At 67.7% G+C, this 20,053-nt stretch carries 10 protein-coding genes; 5 read left to right on the plus strand and 5 right to left on the minus strand.

The genetic code is table 11. From position 1 onward, the window contains the following. Positions 1-10: 10 nt before the first annotated feature. Positions 11-346 (minus strand): hypothetical protein, encoded by a 336-nt coding sequence (locus QFZ67_RS07695; protein WP_307660345.1) that lies wholly within the window; start codon positions 344-346, stop codon positions 11-13. Further along, positions 343-7,401 (minus strand): polymorphic toxin-type HINT domain-containing protein, encoded by a 7,059-nt coding sequence (locus tag QFZ67_RS07700; protein WP_307660346.1) that lies wholly within the window; start codon positions 7,399-7,401, stop codon positions 343-345. The genes QFZ67_RS07695 and QFZ67_RS07700 overlap by 4 nt, the downstream gene beginning before the upstream one ends. A gap of 283 nt (positions 7,402-7,684) precedes the next feature. On the opposite strand from QFZ67_RS07700, the gene QFZ67_RS07705 reads away from it, so the two are divergent. The 4 genes from QFZ67_RS07705 to QFZ67_RS07725 all read left to right on the plus strand — a co-directional run bounded on the left by QFZ67_RS07705 (position 7,685) and on the right by QFZ67_RS07725 (position 15,907). Further along, positions 7,685-10,939 (plus strand): VCBS repeat-containing protein, encoded by a 3,255-nt coding sequence (locus QFZ67_RS07705; protein ID WP_307660347.1) that lies wholly within the window; start codon positions 7,685-7,687, stop codon positions 10,937-10,939. Between the two features lie 421 nt (positions 10,940-11,360). Beyond that, positions 11,361-12,944 (plus strand): VCBS repeat-containing protein, encoded by a 1,584-nt coding sequence (locus QFZ67_RS07710; protein WP_307660348.1) that lies wholly within the window; start codon positions 11,361-11,363, stop codon positions 12,942-12,944. A gap of 716 nt (positions 12,945-13,660) precedes the next feature. Beyond that, positions 13,661-14,077, plus strand: coding sequence for a VOC family protein (locus tag QFZ67_RS07715; RefSeq protein ID WP_307660349.1), 417 nt, complete (start codon positions 13,661-13,663; stop codon positions 14,075-14,077). An 891-nt stretch (positions 14,078-14,968) separates the two neighbouring features. Next, the gene (locus tag QFZ67_RS07725) at positions 14,969-15,907 is read left to right on the plus strand and encodes a ketopantoate reductase family protein (protein ID WP_307660350.1); all 939 of its coding nucleotides are present in this window, start codon (positions 14,969-14,971) and stop codon (positions 15,905-15,907) included. Positions 15,908-15,928: 21 nt separating this feature from the next. On the opposite strand, the gene QFZ67_RS07730 is transcribed toward QFZ67_RS07725, so the two are convergent. Further along, positions 15,929-16,858, minus strand: coding sequence for a fibronectin type III domain-containing protein (locus QFZ67_RS07730; protein WP_307660351.1), 930 nt, complete (start codon positions 16,856-16,858; stop codon positions 15,929-15,931). Between the two features lie 322 nt (positions 16,859-17,180). Between QFZ67_RS07730 and QFZ67_RS07735 the strand changes: the two genes are divergently transcribed. Continuing rightward, on the plus strand, positions 17,181-18,035 hold the full coding sequence (locus QFZ67_RS07735) for a CAP domain-containing protein (protein ID WP_307660352.1): 855 nt from the start codon (positions 17,181-17,183) through the stop codon (positions 18,033-18,035). Positions 18,036-18,041: 6 nt separating this feature from the next. Here QFZ67_RS07735 and QFZ67_RS07740 read toward each other — a convergent pair whose 3' ends face one another. Together QFZ67_RS07740 and QFZ67_RS07745 are read right to left on the minus strand one after the other, a co-directional pair. Next, a complete protein-coding gene (locus QFZ67_RS07740; protein ID WP_307660353.1) occupies positions 18,042-19,346 on the minus strand; it encodes a HAMP domain-containing sensor histidine kinase in 1,305 nt (434 codons plus the stop codon). Beyond that, positions 19,343-20,035: a response regulator transcription factor gene (locus QFZ67_RS07745; protein ID WP_307660354.1), complete on the minus strand. Its 693-nt coding sequence runs from the start codon at positions 20,033-20,035 to the stop codon at positions 19,343-19,345. The genes QFZ67_RS07740 and QFZ67_RS07745 overlap by 4 nt, the downstream gene beginning before the upstream one ends. Positions 20,036-20,053: the final 18 nt, after the last annotated feature.

Consider the following 20,053-nt stretch of genomic DNA (forward strand, 5'->3'; position numbering starts at 1 on the left):
CCTATCAGAATTACTCTGCGCCGGTAATGCCGTCGACGAAAGTCAGCGCACTCTCAAGCGCACTCCTCAGATACGACCGCGCATCTCCGGTGTCGGCCTTGCTCAAGAGGATCGTCAGAAATTCCGAGTCCGGATACCCCGCAACGCCTGCCGACTTAGCAACGTCGAGCTGCGACCAGATAGCGATCATCATCTCGTTGCAGGCTCGGGCCTGACTCAGGCTGCCAGGAGTGTCGCTAGCGAAGATCTCGCGCGCCGAGATCCCAAGTCGATGCCCGAGCGTACGCAGGAACAGCTCCCTCGCATCTGACTCCAAGGCCGACTGGACTTGATCACGAATCTTCATTGATCCATATCCCAGAAGTCTTCGTCCGTCATTGGCTTACCGCCGTACGGATCACGCGGAAGCGAATCGACGTCGTATCCGCGTGAGCGCAAAACGGCGACCCGGGTGTTTCCGTTCATGATGGTTCCATCTGGTTTCACCTTCAGCGACTCATCCCTACCGGAACGCAAGGAGAAGACAATGTCTTGGGTGTCTTGCTTGTGCCAGAAATCCAGCGAGCTTTTATCGAGCGAACTGTCCGGGTGCAGAGATTTCAGCGAAGGGCATCCACCGGAATTGTGAACCAGTACCGGCGTCTCGCCCGCCAGCACATAGTACGTGTGGAGGTCTTCAACTGTGAGGTTGTACGTACGCGCATGCTTGGTGAACGGGCGGTTGTTCGTCACGGTGACGGTGGCGCCATCGTCCGTGAGGAGTGTCGCGTTTGGCTGGAGTTGACCGGCTTCGATCCACCGCTTCTCGGAGGGGGACCAGAAGGGGTGCTCATGCGTGGCGATGAGCTTCTGGGGTCCGTCATCGGTCGCGATCGTCAGTTCATTGAAATACTTGTCGTCTTCGGTGCGAACCAGGCGTGAGACCTTGCGGCTGCCGGACTTTCCCGTCTCAGGGTCCGTCGCGAGGACTTCGTCTCCGACCTCGATGTCTTCAATGTCCTTCGTGGAACCATCAGCCATGAGGACGTCAGTGCCGGCGAGGAAACAGTTGCAGCTGCCGAGGAGCCTTCTCAGCGCCGCTGTGTCGCCGGGCGCAGCCTGAGCACTTTCGGCTTCGAGTCTGCCGTACAGGCCTCTCAGTTTGCTGCCGAATGCAGCTAGGGTTGCGCCAGCGCCGAGGGATCCTCCCGCGGCGACCTGTATCTCGTTCTCTACGGTCTCGGCAGCGAGGCGGAGGCAGGCCGTCGCTGCCAGAGCGCAGCCGCCGATAACTGCGATGGCGACTCCGACCCATGGCTGCTTCGGGTCGAGTAGGCCAACTTCGTTCGCCGCCTTACAGAACGCGCCGTTGTCTTCCGCGGAACTTCCTTGGCAGAGACCGACTGCCCAGATGTGGATGGCGTCTTGGTAGGTGTTCCAAGGTGTCAGGATTCCCCGAGCTGCCATCTCCTTCGGAGTGAGGATCTTGACACCCCCGATTGTGGGCTGTCCCTGCGCGGGCGGAGCTCCCGGTGGGGCCGAGCCGCCGCCGCCCTTGACGGGAGTGCTGGTGTCTACGTTCCCGTCGTCGTCGTAGCAGGCGTAGTGCGTGCAGCCGGGGCCATTGCCGGGCGTCCAAACCGTGTCGGGGTTGCCGACGCTGCAGCCGTCGCAGAACAGACCGCTGGGGTCGGAGGAGGTGACCGGGGTGTTGTTGGCGTACGAGTACCCCTGCATCTGCTGGGGGTTCGTCAGATCCATTACTGGGTCGACGCTGATGAAACGGCCGGTCGCTGGATCGTAGTCGCGGGCGCCGATGTGGGTGAAGCCGGTGATGGTGTCGATGTCGCCGCCGACGAAGCCTTTCTGGCCGGGCCAGAAGGTGGGAGCGGTGCCGCGGGGGGCGCCGTAGGGGAGTTGCTTGCGGCGGTTGGCTGCGAGGGTGGTGGCGCTGACGGACAGTTGGTTGGTGCCGTGGTGGTCGGCGACCAGGAGGCGGACCTTGCCGTCGCTGCTGGTGCGGATGGCGGAGCCGCCGGGCACGGTGTAGTAGCGGGTGCCGGCCAGGGTGCCGGTGGACTTGGTGAGGACGAGTTCCTGGCCGCCGGGTAGATACAGGGTGGTGGCGGTTGGTTCCCGCTTGAGGATGCGCGTGCCCTCGGCGTCATAGAGGAACTTGGTGGTTGCGCCGGAGATGGTGGAGGTGGCGAGTTTGCCTTCCTGGTTCCAGGTGAGGTCTTGGACGGCTCCGGTGGCGGGGGTCTTCTTCGTGAGGTTGCCGGTGGCGTCGTACTGGTAGGTGTCTGCCCCGGTGGCGCCGCCGTTGGCAGTGATGGTGCGGACGGCGTGCGGCTGGGCGGCGCCGGTGGTGGTGGGGTAGGTGTAGGTGCGGGTGGTGTCGGCGGTGATGGGGCCGGCTTTGTGCTGGGTTTCGGTGGCGCGGTCGCCGGTATTGGTGAAGGTCCAGCTGGTCCAGTACGGGTCTACGGTGCCGAGGGCCGGGGTGCCGGTTCCGTTGACCGGTTTGGTTGTGCAGGCATCCGCGGTGGTCCAGGCCTCGGACAGGCGGCGGGCCCAGTCGTAGGCGAAGCACTGGTCGTCGGCGATAGTGCCGTCGTTCTGGTCGTCGCGGATCCGGGTGACGTTGCCGACGGTGTCGTAGGTGTACTTGATGTTCGACAGGGTCTGGGGGTTGGAGGTCTCGCGGTCGACGATTGAAGTGGCGAGGCGGCGGGTGACGGTGTCGTAGCCGAGGGTCTGGATGACGCGGGTGCCGAGGTTGCCGAGGGAGGCCTGGGCGAGTTCGCCGAACGGGGTGTAGCTGGCGCCGCGCAGGTAGACCTGGGACAGGGTGCCGTCGACGATGCCGAGTTGGTCTTGAGCGCCGTAGTGGTTGGTGACGGTTTCGGCGGGCAGGGCGGTGGTGGCGTTGGTGTTGCCGGTGCTGTAGGCGGCGGTGGCGGGCAGTCCGCTGACCGGGGTGAGGGTGGTGGCGATGGTGTAGGTGCCGGCGAGCTTTTCCTCACCGGTCACCGACGGCACCGTCACCGTCGTGCCGGTGGCGTGGCCGGCGGAGTCGTAGCCTGTCACGGCGGTCTTGTAGGCGGCTGCCGGGGTGAGGGAGGTGTCGTAGCGGGTGGAGGAGGCGGGCAGGCCCTTGCCGCCGGTGGCGGTGTCATACGTCCACTCGGCCAGCTTGGTGCCGGTGACAGAGCCGGTGCGCAGGCTGGTCCTGCGGCCGAGTTCGTCGTAAGTGGTAGCCAGAGTGCCGCGGGGATCCGTAGTGGTTTGGATGCGGCCGTCGGCGCCGTAGGCCATGCTGCTGGCGCCCTTGTCGGGGTCGGTGGTGGCGGTCTGCCGGCCACGCAGATCGTGGGTGTAAGTCCACGAGTTGCGGCTGGACGCGTCGGTGACCTTCTCGAGGTTGCCGGCCCGGTCGTAGGCGTAGGTGGTCTTCTCGTACTGGCTGGCGGCTGCGCCGATGAGCGGGTTGCGGTCCTTGTACTGGCGTCCCTCAATAGCGCGGCCGCGGATGTCGTTGATGGCGAGGGTCGCGGTGCCGCCGGCCGGCGGGACGGTGGAGGTCCAGGTGTCGCCGTAGGCGAAGGTGGTGCGCCACTTCTCCACGTTCAGCGACAGGGTGACCGTGGCCGTGGGACGGCCTCGGCCGTCGTACTCGGTGAGGACCGAGGTGGGAATCTGGTTCGGGGTGACCGTGAGCAGCGCGGTGGAGACGGCCTGGTCGTTGTAGAAGGGGGCATCGGCCTGGAAGGCGCGGCCATGGGTGTCGTAGAAGGTGCTGGTGACGGTCCGGCCGGTGGTGCCGATCGCATCCATCTGGGTCTGGCGCTCACGCAGCAGCGAGTCGTAGATCGCGACACTGGTACCCCAGGTGCCGTTCTCGTACAGGTTCTTCGTCGTCACCGTGGACGGTGCGGTGGCGGAGATGTTGTACGCAAAGGTGGCATTGGGGTTGGCGGTGGTGGCGCGGCCTGCGCTCCAGACCTTCGTGAGGCGGCCGAGCGCGTCGTATTCACCGGTGGCGGCGCGCTGGTTGGGGTCAGTGACCTTCAAGGTGAGCCCGCGAAGCCCGTCTAGGGCGGTGGTGGTGCCGGGTCCCTTGGGGTTGGTGACCGTGACAGTGGTGGGCTGGGCACCGGTGGCGGGGGTGTAGGCCGTGGTGGCCGGCCGACCATCCTGACCCGCAGCGGAGACTATTCGCCCGTACTGGTCGTAAGCGGTCTGGGTGGTGGTCTCCCACACCAACTGGTCGTTGATGTCCAGCTTGGATGCCTGCTCAGTCTTCGTCACGTTGGCCTGCCCCGGGTTGGGGGCGACGCCGGATGCCTGACCGTCGTAGGAGGTGCGGGTGGATCCGGTGACGGCGGGATAGAGGTAGCCGAGCGCGCAGGGTGCCTGGGCGACGGTGGTGACCTGGGAGGGGTAGGAGATCAGCCAGTTGGTGGTGTCGGGGGTGACGTAGTAGGTGCGGGTGCACTTCGGCTTCACGCCGCGGGCGGTATCGCCGTCGTCGCCCTCGGCGGTCACCAGACCGTAGACCGGGTCGTAGTCGCGGGTGGTGGTCAGGGTGCGCCAGGTCGTGCCGTCGTCCAGCAGGGTGCTGGCGGCCTCGGTGACCGTGCCCGCATGCCGCGCGATGGCGTCCGGCAGCACAGGGCCGGGGGTGCTCGGTTTGTCGGGATCAGTGATGCCGGTGATGTTCTGGGTGGCGGTCGGGTCGGATTCCCACGGGGTGTAAGTGGTCTTGGCGACCACCTTGCCGCCGGTCCCGTCCTTGTCGTAGGTGCGGGTCTGCGCGGGTCGGCCGGCAAAGTCGTCGCGGTCGGTGACGCCGTTGATCTTGGCCGCGGGCCTGGGGCTGCCGTCAGCGAGAGTGTCACCGGCCATGCCGAGGAAGTAGCTGGTCTCGGACCTGGTGCGGTTGGTTGCGCCGGTCAGGGTGCGGACCGTGCCGTAGCCGCGAAAGACACTCCAGCTGCGATGCTTGTCAACGGCGAACTCGGATGTCTCGCGGCGCCAGTTCGGTCCGTTGTCGTACTCGTAGGTGGTGGTCTTCGACGGCGAGCCGGTGCCAGCGGTGGTGTCGTCCTCGATGACCTGGGTGACCAGGTACTTGTGGAACCAGTCCTTTACCGGGTCGACCGCGCCGTCCGGGGTCCACCAGGACGGGTAGCAGCGTTTGGTGTTCTGGTCCGGGGAGGACGGCAGGCTGGTGGACGTGCACTCGGTGGGGCTGTAGGTGACGAGGGTCTGGCCGCCGGTCTCGCTGGTGATCTGGGTGATGCGGTACTTGTTCAGCGGCGGCCGTCCCTCGGCGGAGTCCACACGGTTCGGCATCGGCGTCCCGCCGAAGGTGGTCTTCGGCAACGTCAGGTCCGCGAGGGCGCCGGCCTTGCCGGTGTGCTGGATCGACTCCAGCCACAACGCCGGCTTTGAGACGTCACCTGTGGCCGGGAAGGACTGGGCCAGCGTCCAAGTATCGACCGGCTGCATTGTGCTGCCTTGCAGGGCAAAGGTGTTGATGTCGGTCAGCCGCTTCCGGGACCAGAACGACGGCGACGGCTTCAAGCACTGCTTACCCGCGGTGCAGTCCAAGTCGACCGGGACGTCCGGCCAGTTCGTGGCGTGGTCCGCATCGAAAGTGCCGCAGTTCGCGAGGCACCGCTCCGCCACACCGAACATCACCCGGCCCGCCGGATTGACCGTCGCAGGAACGGCACCGGCGCGCAGGCCATAGTCGATGCGGCTCAAGTACCCACCACGGATGTATGAGACCGGGTCATCGACCTTCAGGTTCTGCGCGTAGTAACCGGTCTCCTTGGAGTAGTACAAGGCCATGGCGTTGTGGTGCGGGTCAACGACGTAGTCGAGGTTCCAGCGCCAGCCCTGCGTTGCCGCGGACGAGGCGAAGTCCGATCCGTGGCCGGGCTCGCCGCTGTGGTTGCCGTAGACCGGAGCAGTGAAGACGGAGTTCGTCTCCTCCTTGCCGTTGGTCCACCCGGGCAGGCGGTTCTTGCCGAACCAGTACTGGGTGCCGTCCAGCGAGGTGACTTTCCAGTACTCGTAGTCCTCGTCACCGTTGACATCGTTCGGGGAGCTGCCGAGGATCCGCTCGACGCGTGAGCCATCGTCGTCGGCGAGCTTCCATACGCTCTTACCCGCATCCCACACCAGGGCGGTAGACGTGCCGTTCAGGGAGAGTGTTGCGTTCTGCGACTTCCAGCACAGATCGCCGACCTTCTCCGTGTTGTTACCGCCCTGCTTGTCGTTCTCACAACCGGCATAGCTGCGCTCGATGAACCCCGGCGAGTAGTCCCATCCCTCACCGATCCACGATGTCTGGTTGTTCGTCGACGACGTGCGGCCGTCCACCGCAGAAGAGCTGTACGACAGCGCCACCTTCGGCTGCAGACCGCCCGGGACGGACGGCACGCCCAGCGGCGCACTCCAGCCGAACGCACCGGAGTTCCCGCCGGCCGACCACGACCCGGACGGGGACAGCGAGGTCGCCTTGAACGATCCCTCACCGCCATCCGCGCTGGCCGCGGCCGCCAGCACCATCATGCTGCTCCCAGCAGTGGTGCCCGCCGCCGCAGACGACTGCTTGCCGCTGCCTTGGGCGGCCGGGAACGCTACGGTCGCGGTGAGCGTGCGGGCGGCGGTGTTGTTGTTGGTCGCCAGCGGCACGCCCTTGAGGCACTCGGCCTTGCCCGGGGTGGTCAGCGCGCAGGCAGGAAGCTGGACCAGGCGCAGCCGGGAGGACCAGCCAGCGCCGAAGGCCGACTCGATGCTCGCGTAGTCGACCTGGACGTCGGCCGCACCGGGTGGGGTGGTGGTGGCGGTCGGTTGTATCGAGAGCAGCAGGCCCTGGATCCCGGCCCGTTGCGTGGTCTTGCGGTCGGCGAGCCTCACGCGCACGCGGTCCGGGCTCGCCGTACCCGCGGTGCGGGTGCCGGCTTTGGTTCCGGCAGCGGCGGTGGCCGGCCGACCGACTCGGACTGGCAGTGACCCCGCTTGGACTCGCTGACGGTCGGCGGCCTTCCTGGTCATGGTGCCCGGGGCGCCGGGCAGCACGACGTCCGCCTGCCCGGCGGCCGGCCAGGCGATCTTCCTCGGCGGATGCCAGCGGTGGCGCTGCGAGGGCGAGCGCATCACCGAGCGGTTGACGGTCAGGTCCTTGCCTGGCACCGATGCGGTCTTCTGCACCGGCCGCAGCGAGAACTCGCCACCGGGCTTCGCCCAGGCGGGCGCGGACAGCAGCGAGAAGATCAGAGCCGTGTAGAGCAGGCCGACCGAGGCGGCCTGCGTACGACGCAACCGCAATAGCGGGTGAATCGAAAACGGCATGCCAAAGCGACGGCGGAACAGCATTAAAAACCCCACCCCTAGGACCCGCATCATGTGCCGAACGCGCAAATAAAACCCGACTCGATGGCACGCACACAAGACCCTGATCGTTTCGGTACAAGGAAAGTTCTCGAGACGAGATCAAGGTCCTCACCAGGGTGAACATAACGGCAAATAGAAAGTGATCAACTAGGTAGAATTCAGAATAGAAGGGCAGGAATTCATCGGTCCGCTTGTGTAGACGGCGGCGTCAGCGGCCTCGCTGCGAAATACGGCACAGGTGTGAGTAATCTGCGGGTCTCAGCCATCCTGCGCGTGCGCTCCAGAAAGGCGCCCCATGACAAACCCGTACACGACGGGCTGCAGAAGAAAACGCTCTATAGCGTTTCTTCTCGCCCTCGGACTCCCGTTGACGGCCGTCACCACGCTGGTCCTTCCTTCCCCCGGAGCCGCCGCCGCCAGCGCGCCGCCGAAGGCGTCCGCCTCCGAGGTGGAGGCGTTCGATGTCGCCGCGAAGACCGGGCAACGCGTGGAGATCCTCGACCGGCGGGAGGAGACCGCGGAGGTCTTCGCCAATCCCGACGGCACCACCACCCGCCGCCAGCACTCCACCCCGGTTTGGTCCCGTTACGAAGGCGTGTGGAAGAAGGCGGACGCCACGATCGTCCGGCACGGCGACGGCACGATCGGCCCCGCCTCACCGGCCTTCGGCATCACCTTCTCCGGCGGCGGTACCGGCCCGCTGGCGACCATGACCAAGGGCGGCAAGAGCCTGTCGCTGTCCTGGCCGACCGCGCTTCCGCAGCCGGTCCTGGACGGCAACACCGCTCTGTACAAGTCGGTTCTGCCGGACATAGACCTGAAGGTCATCGCCGAAGTCGACGGCTTCGCCGAACACCTGATCATCAACACCCGGCAGGCCGCCGCGAACCCCGCAGTCAAGAGCATCAAGCTCGGTATCGCCACCATGGGTGTCACCCTTACCGACGACGCCGGGGACAACCTGACTGCCAAGGACGCCGACGGCAATGTCGTCTTCAGCGCCCCCCGCCCGAAGATGTGGGAGCAGCCGGCCGCCACCGATGAGCAGCCAAGGGTCAGCGGGGCGCGCCTGGCCACTGCGGACACCGCCGACCAGCCGCAGACCGCGCCGGTGAGCGCCGATGTCTCCGGCAACACGCTGACGCTGACCCCGGACCCCACGCTGCTAGCCACCGCGGACCAGTTCCCGCTGGTGGTGGATCCGCCGTTCACCGGTGGGTACCGGGAGAAGTGGGCGGTCGTGTATTCGGCGACACCAGGTGAGGCGTACCCGAACGGGTCCGGCTGGCACTCCGGCACGCCCAGCGACGAGCCGCGGGTCGGCTACAACGGCACTGGCGCCACACGGTCGTTCTTCGCGATGAACACCAACGGCCTGGAGCAGGCCGACATCCTCGACGCGACCTTCGCCGTGGTCGAGACACACTCCTGGGGCTGCAACGCCACTGCCGCCGGGCCGACAGAGCTGTGGTCAACCGGCGGCATCACCACCACACCCACCTGGAGTAATCAGCCGAGCTGGGCCACCAAGCTCGCCTCCGACTCCTACGCCCACGGCAACCCCACCTTCTGCCCGGGGAACCTGGGGCACGATTACAGCTCCACCGCGTTGACGAACTACATCCAGCAGGCGGCCGACAGCGGCTGGGGAAGCGTGGCCTTCGGCATGCGCGCCGCCAGTGGCTACGAGTACAACACTGAGAGTTTCAAGCGGTTCACCAACAGCCCTGCTCTGGAAGTTACCTACAACTACAAGCCCACCGTCAGCAGCGCCAAGGCCTATGAGGGGTCCTGGAGTCCGGGTGGCGACGGCAACAAGCCGGTTCCGTGCGGTGACGTGATCGGCAACAGCGGGCTGGCTCTGACGGCACTACTCAAGGACCAGGACGGCGGAACGGTCACCGGCGAGTTCTCCGTGACCACCTCCGGCGGCAGCGCGGTGTCCTTCAGTCCCTCCACCGACACCGTGTCCACCGGGCAGACGGCCTCGGTCTCCGTGCCCTACTCCAAGCTGGCCAACGGGTCATACACCTGGAAGGTCCGCGCCAAGGACCAAGAGGGAACCACCAGCAGCTACTCGGCCCCTTGCGCCTTCACCGTGGACCGGGTCGGCCCCGCCGAAGCCGTGACCGTGACGAACACCGACGGCACAGCGGCCAATGAAGCCACCGACAAGTACCCGGCCCGCAAGAGCGTCCAGCTGAAGCTCTACAACTCCGCCAACGACATTGCAGGCTTCTGCTGGTCAATGGACGGATATCTGTCCGCCTCCAGCGTCCGCTGCCACAACGGTACCTGGGTGAACGTCGGAGCGGACCGCCACACCGCCACCATCGACGTGATCCCCACCGGCTGGCCGAACAGCACCCTGCACGTGGTTGCCTACGACACTGCCGACAACCACTCCCCCCTCGACAACATCAAGGACGCGGTCACCCTCAGCACGACCAAGTCCGAGTTCGTCTACGCCCCGGGGAAGGACCCGGGCACCGGCTTTGCCCGCACGGACCTGCCCGGGGACCTGAACGGCGACGGCTACGGCGACATGGTCGCCACCGACGACACCAACAAGTTGCGTCTGTACGCCGGGGACGGCACCGGCAAGGTCGCCCCCGCCCAAACGGTCGGAATCGGCGGCTGGGGCGGCGCTCTCATCGCGCACCGCGGCGACCTCGTCGGTTTCGCCAGCCCGACCGCGGAGCCCGACGGCTACGAGGACTTCGTGGTGCGTCTGAGCGACAACAAGCTCTACATCTACGGCGGCACCGGCCTCGGCACCCCCGCCTTCGACACCCGCACCGAACTGCCCCACCCGAGCGTGGACGACGCCACAGACTGGAGACGCCTCCGGCAGATCATCGCTCCCGGCGACATCGACGGCAACACGACGGCCGGCCACGTCGGCGGCAACGACCTCATCACCATCGAATGCAAAGACGATGGCTGCACCAACGCTGCCCTGTGGCTCTACACCGGCAACACGATCGGCGACGCACAGAACAATTCGCAGGACCAGACCGAGCCGTTCGACCTGTACAACCGTGTCAACCTCGGCCTCGCCGGCTGGAAGGACTACACCAACCTCGCTGTCGGTGACCAGAACGGCGACGGCGTCAAGGACCTCGTCGCCCGCGACCCCGGCACCGGCCAGCTCTACCTCTACCCCGGCCAGATCACCAGCGGAGTCTTCTCCCTGGGCACACGGTCCACATACGGAAACGCCGGCTGGCAGCAGCGCCCCCACCTGGCCTCCCCCGGCAACGCCCAGGGAACGGTCAGCACCGCCACCTACAGCGACCCGGACGCCGGCACGGACATCACCTACCGTCAGTTCCAGCCTACGAGCGGGGAGACGTATGGCGATGTGTGGGCCACCACACCGGCCGACCCCACCCTGACCGTCCCCTACGTCGACGACGTCGGCGCAGCCAAGACGACCACCTGCCCCACCGGCTGCCTCCTGTTCTACCCCGGCGGACCCACCACGCACCGAAGCCCCCGCCTGGTGGGCCTCGGCTCATGGGACACCAGCATCACTGGCATCTTCTAGATGAGCTCCAGCCGCGGTGCGAGGGGGGCGTACGTCCACGTCGCACCGCGGCGCCACCGGCCACCGCAGGCCATGACACGCGACGGGGTGGCTCCTGGTCCGGCCAGGAGTTCCCCCGGCCGACGAACCGAACCGCCCCCGCCGGGCGTTGTGCCCGAGCCCCATGTCTCGGGCACCTGACAATGCATCGGCCCACAGCGCCGCTGTCTTGCAGACACCCGCTGGCCGGACGACACGCCTGATCACCGATACTGCCTCATCGCGGCAGCACACCTGCCGCCCCATTCACCCGAGGACACACATGCTCAGACGTAAGCGACTTGGCCGCATAGCGGCCGTCGGAGGATCCCTTGGAGCACTGGTCGCAGCCGCGGCCGGCACAGCTGGACCGGCCTCCGCTCAGGACTTCGACGCCGTTCACGTGAACGACGTCGTCCTGCGGCCGTCGGGGGGATCCTGGGCGGCCAACGCTGCCAGCACCCTGCCGTCCCTGGACGGCACCGTGGTCTACGCCTTCGCCACCAAGCCGCTGACCGGTCCTGCCGGTGACGGCGCCGGCCTGCCCGCAGGTCTCACCTTCGGGACACAGGACGGCTGCAAGCCCGCCCCGCAGACCACGGCCGTCTACCTGTGCAGGGTCGCCGGCACCGGCATCCATGCCGCACCGATCCTCGCGATTTCACCCGAGACGTCCAACAACACCATGGGCTACTACGGCGCGGTCTACGCACCAGCCGGCTCCGACCTCACCGCCGCCGTTCAGGCCGCCCAGACCGCCGGGGCCACACCCGCGGACAGTACCCACGGCGCGGGCACGTTCACGGTCAAGACGCCTGAGCACGTCGCCCAGAACACCCTGGCGTTCAACACCCCCGACATCGAGGCCGGCAAGACCTCGCCTCAGACGCTGCACGTCCACGCGGTGGACGGCGGGCACTTGGACCTGTGGTTCGGCCCCGCGCCGGACCAGTACGGCTGGAGCAGTCACGACGTCGACATCCGCGTCACCGCGGTGACGGCCGGCGAGTCCGCCCAGTGCACGCACAAGACCGAGTCGCTCACCATGGGAATCGTCCTGATCCAGTGCGATCTGACGCCCGGTGACACCGACATCACCTACACCCTCACCTCGGCGCCCGACACCGAAAGCTGGCACATCAACGCCCACGCCCGCTACAAGGTCTACTCCTACGGCAGCGACTACCTGACCGCAGACGCAGCCTTCGCCGTCGACGGACTTCCCGTGCGTGAGCGTCACACGCTCCTGGGCCGCGACAGTGCTGGCCGACTGTGGCTCTACCACCCCACGGGCAACGCCACCGCCCCCTTCCGCACCCGCAGCCTGATCAGCAGCGGCTGGCAGGGCTACAACGCACTGACCAAACTGTCACCGCTGTCCGCAGACAAGCCCGCCGGGGGCCTCGTCACCCGCGACTCCTCCGGCGTCCTGTGGTACCACCGCCACGTAGACGGCGGCCCGTTCGCACCCCGCGCCCGCGTCGGCGCTGGCTGGAACAGCTACAACACCCTCACCGGCGCTGGTGAGCTCACCGGCGACGGCAAGCCCGACCTGATCGCCCGCGACACCACCGGCACCCTCTGGCTCTACCGCGGCACCGGCAATACCACCGCCCCCTTCGCCACCCGCACCAAAATCGGCAGCGGCTGGAACAGCTACAACCAGCTCGCCGGAACCGCCGACCTCACCGGCGACAACAAGCCCGACCTGATCGCCCGCGACAGCGCCGGAACGCTCTGGCTCTACCGCGGCACCGGCAGTGCGGCGGCGCCCTTCGCCAGTCGCACCAAGATCGGCGCAGGCTGGAACATCTACGACCAACTGGTAGCCACCGGCGATCTCACCGCAGACAACAAGCCCGACCTGATCGCCCGCGACACCACCGGCACCCTCTGGCTCTACCGCGGCACCAGCAGTACCACCGCCCCCTTCGCCAGTCGCACCAAAATCGGCGCAGGCTGGAACATCTACAACACCCTGATCTGACCGCTCGACCGCCGGCCCGGACTCCCGGTTCCTCAAGACGCCGCGTACTGTCACCCGACACCGTCGGTGGCTCCGGGCGCACAGCGTGACGTCGGCCTTCACGCCCCCATTGAGGCTGTGAAGGCCGACGTTTCGTATCTCGCTGAGCGACTCATCGAGGGGCCTCCAGGGGCCGATCGGCGCGTCCAGGGCTCTTGAATGGCCAGCGATTCCTCGTGTCCACACATCACGGCGTCCGGGCCTCCGGAGTTGGAATCGGCGGGATCGGTGCCTTCATCGCAGGTCACGCGCACCTCGCCTACCGAGGACATGCCAGGCGCCGAAGTCGTGAGCAGCGGATTCTCTCAGTTGAAGGAAAGTTCCCGGCCCCGACCTGCGAAGGATCGTTTCTTCAGGTCAAGGCCGTTTCCAGCGGGGCGGGTGGGACTCGAACCCACGGCCGGTCGCCCTCGTCCTCGGGCGCGGCTGTCGGCTGTCGGCTGTCGGCTGTCGGCTGTCGGCTGTCGGCTGTCGGCTGTTCGAGGACGCGACCGAGGCCCCGAAGCTGTGCCTCGTGGAGACCCGGCCGTTCCACTCGGGGATCGTCCTCCTGCGCTACCGGACGGCGTAGCGGGCGACATCAGGCCGACGTTCGACGGCCGGGGAGTCGCCCTGACCTCCGGCAAAACACCGCTTAATCTGCCGGAGCTGACGCCTCATCACGAAAGGAACATCCCGTGCCTTCTCGACTCAACCCGTACATCAGCTTCGACGGCGACGCCCGGCAAGCCATGGAATTCTACAAGGGGATCTTCGGCGGCACCCTGACGGTGAACACATTCGGTGACTTCGGCGAGAAGGAGGCCGGAGACGCCGCCGACAAGATCATGCACAGTATGCTCGAGACTGACAGCGGCTTCACGCTCATGGGCGCCGACACCCCGCCGGGGATGGAGCACAAGCCCGGGAACAACATCTCCGTGAGCGTGAGCGGGGATGACGCCGACGAACTGCGCGGCTACTGGGACAAACTCTCCGGCGACGGCACGGTCTCGGTCCCGCTGGAGAAGCAGATGTGGGGCGACGTCTTCGGCATGTGTACGGACCGCTTCGGCATCACCTGGCTGGTCAACATCAGCGAGCAGCAGGCCTGAACGGACAGCGGCGCGCCGGCCCCTCCCCCATGGCGGCCGGCGCGTCAGGTACGGGGACCGCGCTATGAGAAGGAGACCGACTACCCGCGCGTCCACCTCGCCAACCTCCGCCGCAAACCCGAATCCGACCCCTCCCGCCCGCGCTACCTCATCACCGAGCCCGACATCGGCTACCGCAGCCCAAGCCAGCCTGTCGCGACTGCCCGCAATCCTCAAAGAACCATGGCGGGCTCAAGCAGTCAGCGCATCACCGCTGTTCAGGAGGCCGGCGTAGACCTCTGCCAGCGTGCGGTAGCCGTGGACCTACCCAGCCAACACCGTTGATAGCGTGCATGGTTGGAGATGATCAGGCCAGGGTCCGCGATGACGTTTCAGGACCGAGTGGACGCAGATGGTGTCGGAAGCACGACAGCAGCAAGCCACGCAGATGCGGCTCAACCAGGCAGGGCCTACCGGCCAAAGCCGCGGGCCGGCGAGCAACGCCGACCTCGTCGTCCATCAGGACGATCTGGGTGCGGTCGGTAATGAGGCGTTCCGTCTGCACAGTGAGCTGCAGGCTGAGGGCCGGACGGCCAACTGGCGAGTAGCGAGGAGGCGCCCCGCGTACGCTCCGGCCCGACGCGAGGGACCACCGTCCAGCAAGCGCACGACCTGCTGCTGAAGGTGGCGCTCGACGAGAACTACGAGGACTTTCTGACGCTGTCTGCGTACGAGCAACTGGTCGGCTGAGTCTCTTCAACGCACTGGACGCCCCCGGTACCGCACGGCACCTGGGGCGTCTTCATGCTCCGTCAACACAAACAGTTCGCTCACCGAAGTACTCTGACCTACCCTGCGACGATCACCACGCATCGGCGTGTCCGCGACGGATCTTCGAAAGGTTCAACGCTCATGAGGATCCTGGTCGTCGGCGCCGGAGCCACGGGAGGCTACTTCGGCGCCCGCCTCGCCCAGGCCGGACGGGATGTCACCTTCCTGGTCCGCCCGCGCCGCGCCGCGACGCTGCGTGAGCGGGGTCTGCGCATCACCGGTCTGGGCGAGGATGAGGTGATCACACCCCGGCTGGTCACCGCCGTCGAACTCTCCTCCCCCTACGACCTGGTGCTGCTGTCGGTGAAGGCGACCACCCTCAAGCAGGCCATCGACGATGTCGCCCCGGCGATCGGCCCGCAGACCGCCATCGTGCCCTTCCTCAACGGCATGGCCCATCTCGAAGAGCTCAACGCACGCTTCGGCGCCCGACCGGTTCTTGGCGGCGTGGCCAAGGTCGTCACCACCGTGAACGACGACGGCGACATCGTCCGCCTCGCCCCACTGGCGACCCTGACCATCGGCGAACAGGACGGCCGACCCTCACCACGAGTGGACTCCATCCACGCCCTCCTGGACGACGCGGGCATCGACGCGAGTGTGTCGACGGACATCGTCGCGGCGATGTGGCACAAGTGGGTCTTCATCACCACCGTGAGTGCCCTGACCTGCCTGATGCGCGGCACGGTCGGCGATGTCAGCGCGGTCCCCGGTGGCTCCGGCCTCGGCCCCGCCATCCTGGCCGAGGCCGCCGCGGTATCGGCGGCGGCGGGCTTCCCCGTCCCGGATGCCGAACTCGCCGCCACCACCTCGACCGTGACCCGGGCCGAATCACCGTTCGCGCCCTCCATGTACCGCGACGTCGTGGCCGGTCGTCCCACTGAGGTCGAGCACGTGTTCGGCGACCTCGTGAGGCGCGCCCGCGCCCTGTCGGTCGCGACCCCGCTGCTCGATCTGGCCACCCTGCACCTGCGCGTCCACCAACACCGTGTCGAGCGGGCGGCACTTGAGCAGGCGTGAACGCTCACACCGGAGGGGCGCTCACCGCCCGCCGACGACCACCGTGCGCTGCGCGGAGAAGTCGCCCCACTTCCCGTCGGGCAGCTTCGCCCGGAGCTTGACGCTGTAACGGGTGCCGGGCTTGTCCGTGACCATGAAGGTGTACGTCGCCGTCCCAGTCGGCGGCGCGGCGCCCCAGACGATCGTGGTGGCCAACTTCCCGTTCAGGTACAGCTGATGCTCCTTGACCGGCGCGCCAGTCTGCGGCGGCGTCCAGGTGAGATCGACGTTTCCCTTGCGGGCCGTCGCTTTGAGATCGGTCGGCGCGGTGCTGGGGCCCTTGCCCGGTGCCGAAGCCGTCGTGAGATCCACGGAGTTGCTGTCCGGCGACGAGTTCTCGGCGGCGTCCCGCGCCCGCACCGTGAAGGTGTAGACGGTGCCGGGCCGCAGGCCGGTGACGCGGGCGGTGGTCTCGGTCCCGGGCACACTGTGGATACGGGAGTCCTCCTGGTAGATGTCGTACGAGGTGACCCCGATGTTGTCGGTGGCCTTCGCCCAGGACAGGGTGACCGCCCGGCCTCCGTCGACCTTGCCCAGCAGCTTGGCCGGCGCCGTGGGCGCCTTCTTGTCCTCCGGCGTGGGGGCCGGGGTGGTGACGGCTGTCGCGGGGCTGGGCTTCGAGAGGTTCCCGGCGGCGTCCCGCGCGCGGACGGTGAAGCTGTACGCCGTCGACGGGAACAGCCGGTCGATGTCGACCATGTGCTTGGTGCCTGGCAGCGTCTTGACCTTGGCGCCCTGCTGGAACACCTCGTACCCGGTAACCGCCTTGTTGTCGGTGGCCTGCTCCCACATGACATGCACGGAGGTGGCACTGCCTGCCTGGGCCGTCACGCCGACGGGGGGTGACGGGTTCTCGGTGTCTTTGCCCTCGCCTCCGCAGGCGGTCAGCAGGAGAGCGGCGGCGCAGGCCAACGCAGGCAGTGTGGGGGGCAGGGTGGGGGGACTTTGCACGGTCGGACCTCCGCGGCGGACGGCAATGGTCCAGACCTGTATGCCACAAGCTGTGTTGGCTCACAAGGGGTGCACCCGTACATAGCCCCGCGGCTCTGCCCGGCGTACCTTGCCGGAGCCTGATGGCTTTCTTATGGCTTCTTGAAGAAGCGCTTCCTCGGGGTCTTTCGACGCATGGACCGGCTTACGCTCTCGTCAACCCCCCACCGTGATCCCGGTGGGCGCGGCTGCGTCTGCCGGGATCTCGCTTGCTCAGCCGTCTTCCTTCCGAGGTGTTGCACGTATGGGTTCCCGACGAGCCGCTGGCCCGAACTCCCGTTCTCACGCCCGTCCCAAGGGCGGGCTGCGGGCGCGCAGCGCCGTGCTGGCCCTGGGCGTGATCACCGTAACCGCGGGTGTCGGAGCCACCCTCGCCACAGTCGGCGGGAACGATGGCGGAACGGCCGGCCGGGTGGAGACGAACGCCGCCGGTGACGTGGCCGGGCCGGGCGAGGACGATGCCGCGGCGGACAGCGCGTCGCCGCTTGCCTCGCCTTCGGGGAGCCCGAACGCGACGGCATCGACGAGCCCGTCCGCCTCCCTCCCGGCCTCCGCCAAGCCGAAGCAGACGGCGAGTCCCAAGGCCGCGCCGAAACCCAGGATCCAGACGAGGAGCGGGAGCGGAACGGGTGGGTCCGGAGGTGGTGGCGGATCTGCCTCGTCCTCCGGCAGTTCCGGGTCCGGTTCCGGGTCGGGGTCCGGCTCGGGGTCCTCGAACGGTGCCGAGGCCCAGGTCCTCTCGCTCGTCAACAAGGAGCGCGCGTCGGCCGGTTGCTCGCCGCTCACCTCGAACGCGAAGCTGACCGAGGCCGCGGACGACTACAGCGATGTCATGGCCCGCAGTGGCGTGATGTCCCACACCGGGCCCGACGGGTCCACGATGAGCAGCCGCGTCGACGCCGCCGGGTATCTCTGGTCCACGCTGGGCGAGAACATAGCCCGCGGGCAGTCCGATGCGGCCGCCGTCATGGACGCCTGGATGAACAGTCCCGGCCACCGCGCCAACATCCTCAACTGCTCCTTCAAGGAGATAGGCATCGGCGTGCACTTCGGGGACGGCGGCCCCTGGTGGACGCAGAACTTCGGCGCAAGCCGGTAGGACCCGCTACCGCTCGTCGCCCGCCAGTCCGAACGACACCCGCACCCGAGCCCCGCCCATCGGCGCGCCGCTGATCTCCAGCTCCCCGCCCGCCGCGCGGGCCGCACGAGCCACGATGTCCAGGCCGAGGCCCGTGGAGCCGCCGACGCTTACACCCCGGGTGAGTGCGGCGTCCGGGTCGGCAACGCCGGGACCCGCGTCCTCCACCGTCAGCAGCACATGGCGGTCGGTGCGCTCCACGCGTACGGCGAAGGCAGTGCCCTGCGGAGTGTGCCGGAAGACGTTTCCGATCAGCGCGTCCACGACCGCGGCGAGATCGTCCTCGGGGAACCGTACGGGCGTCGGGCGCGGTGTGAAAGAGCGTTCGTACAGCCGGTCCTGCTGGGTGGCGAGCACCGACCAGAAGTCGAGCCGCATCGCCACCACTTCGGTCACCTCGCTCGGGCGTGCCGGAATCGTCCCGTTCGCCGGGCCGGCGGCCAGCGGGGTGCGGGCTGCGGTGATGATCGAGTCCAGTTCGCTCTCCAGCTGCGCGACGGCCTCCGTGATCCGCCGGGCGCCCGGTGAACCGCCCAGCAGGTCCGCCTCCAGGTACAGCGCGGTCAGCGGGGTCCTGAGCCGGTGCGAGAGGTCCGCGACCATCTCCCGCTCGATGGCGAGCAGTTCCACGACCCGGTCGGCCATGGTGTTGAACGCGGCCCCTGCCTCCTGCAACTCCGGCGGACCGTCCGGTTCCACCCGTACGTCGAGGTCCCCCGACCCCAGGGCCAGGGAGGCACGCTTCAGGCTCCTGGTGGAGCGGACGACCCGGGCGCCCAGCCGGTCGGCGACCAGCACCGAGCCGCCCACCAGACCGAGCGCGAGCAGCGACATGACGCCCCACGAGGCCCACACGCCCCGGGTCAAATACCCGGCGGGTACGTATGCCTCGACGACCGCCACCCGGTTCCGGTCGAGGACGACGGGCTGGAGATAGCTCCATCCCTCGGCGGTGTCGAGCGCCAGCGTCTCCCGTTTGCGCACCGCGCGGTCCAGCGCCTCCGGCGGCGCATGCAGAGTGCCGACGAGCCGACCGTCCGGGAGCCGTACGGCGAGCTGGTCGTCCGAGCCCAGGCCCGCGACGGCCTGCTGTACATCGGCGGGTCTGGTGGTCAGGGCAAGTACCGGCGCGAGGGCGGCCGCACGCTGTTCGGCGGCGGTGGTCACCCGGTCCCGGGCCTGTTCGCGTACGAGCAGGGCGAGCGGGATGAGGAAGGACAGCGCGACCATCAGCGTCGCGGCGAGGGAGATACCTGCGAGGGCGCGTCTCATGACGGCGAGGCGACCAGCTTGATCCCGATACCGCGCACAGTGTGCAAATAGCGCGGATCCGCGGCCTTTTCGCCCAGCTTCCTGCGCAGTGCCGAGAGGTGGACATCGACCGTCTGGTCCTCAAGATACGGCTGCTGCCAGACCTCGGCGAGTATGCGCTGCCGGGATATGACCTGGTCGGCGTTGCGCGCAAGGTAGGCGAGCAGGTCGAACTCCCGCCGGGTCAGGGAGAGTTCGTCGCCGTCGAGGTGCGCGGTCCGGGCGAGCGGGTCGATCCTGAGACCGGCGACCTGCAGGACCGGCTGACGGTCGCCGTCGTCCGCGCCAGGCCCGGACCGCCGCAGTACGGCGGCGATCCGGGCGGCGAGCTGGCCGCCTGAGAAGGGCTTGACCATGTAGTCGTCGGCTCCGGCGTTGAGGAGTCTGATGATCTCCGTGTCGTCGTCGCGGGCCGTGGCGACCAGTACGGGTACGCGTGAGATACCGCGGATCATCCGCAGCACGTCGAGACCATCCAGGTCCGGCAGTCCGAGGTCGAGCACGACGATGTCGGGCGGGCCCTGGGTGATCTGCCGCAGCGCCTCGAAACCCTGGTGAGCGGTCTTCACCGCGTACCCGTGTCCGGTGAGGACCTCGATCAGCGCGGCCCGGATGACTGGGTCGTCCTCGACGACAAGTACGGAGGCCATGAGCAGGCACGTTAGCGG

Source organism: Streptomyces sp. V1I1 (assembly GCF_030817355.1).
GTDB lineage: Bacteria > Actinomycetota > Actinomycetes > Streptomycetales > Streptomycetaceae > Streptomyces.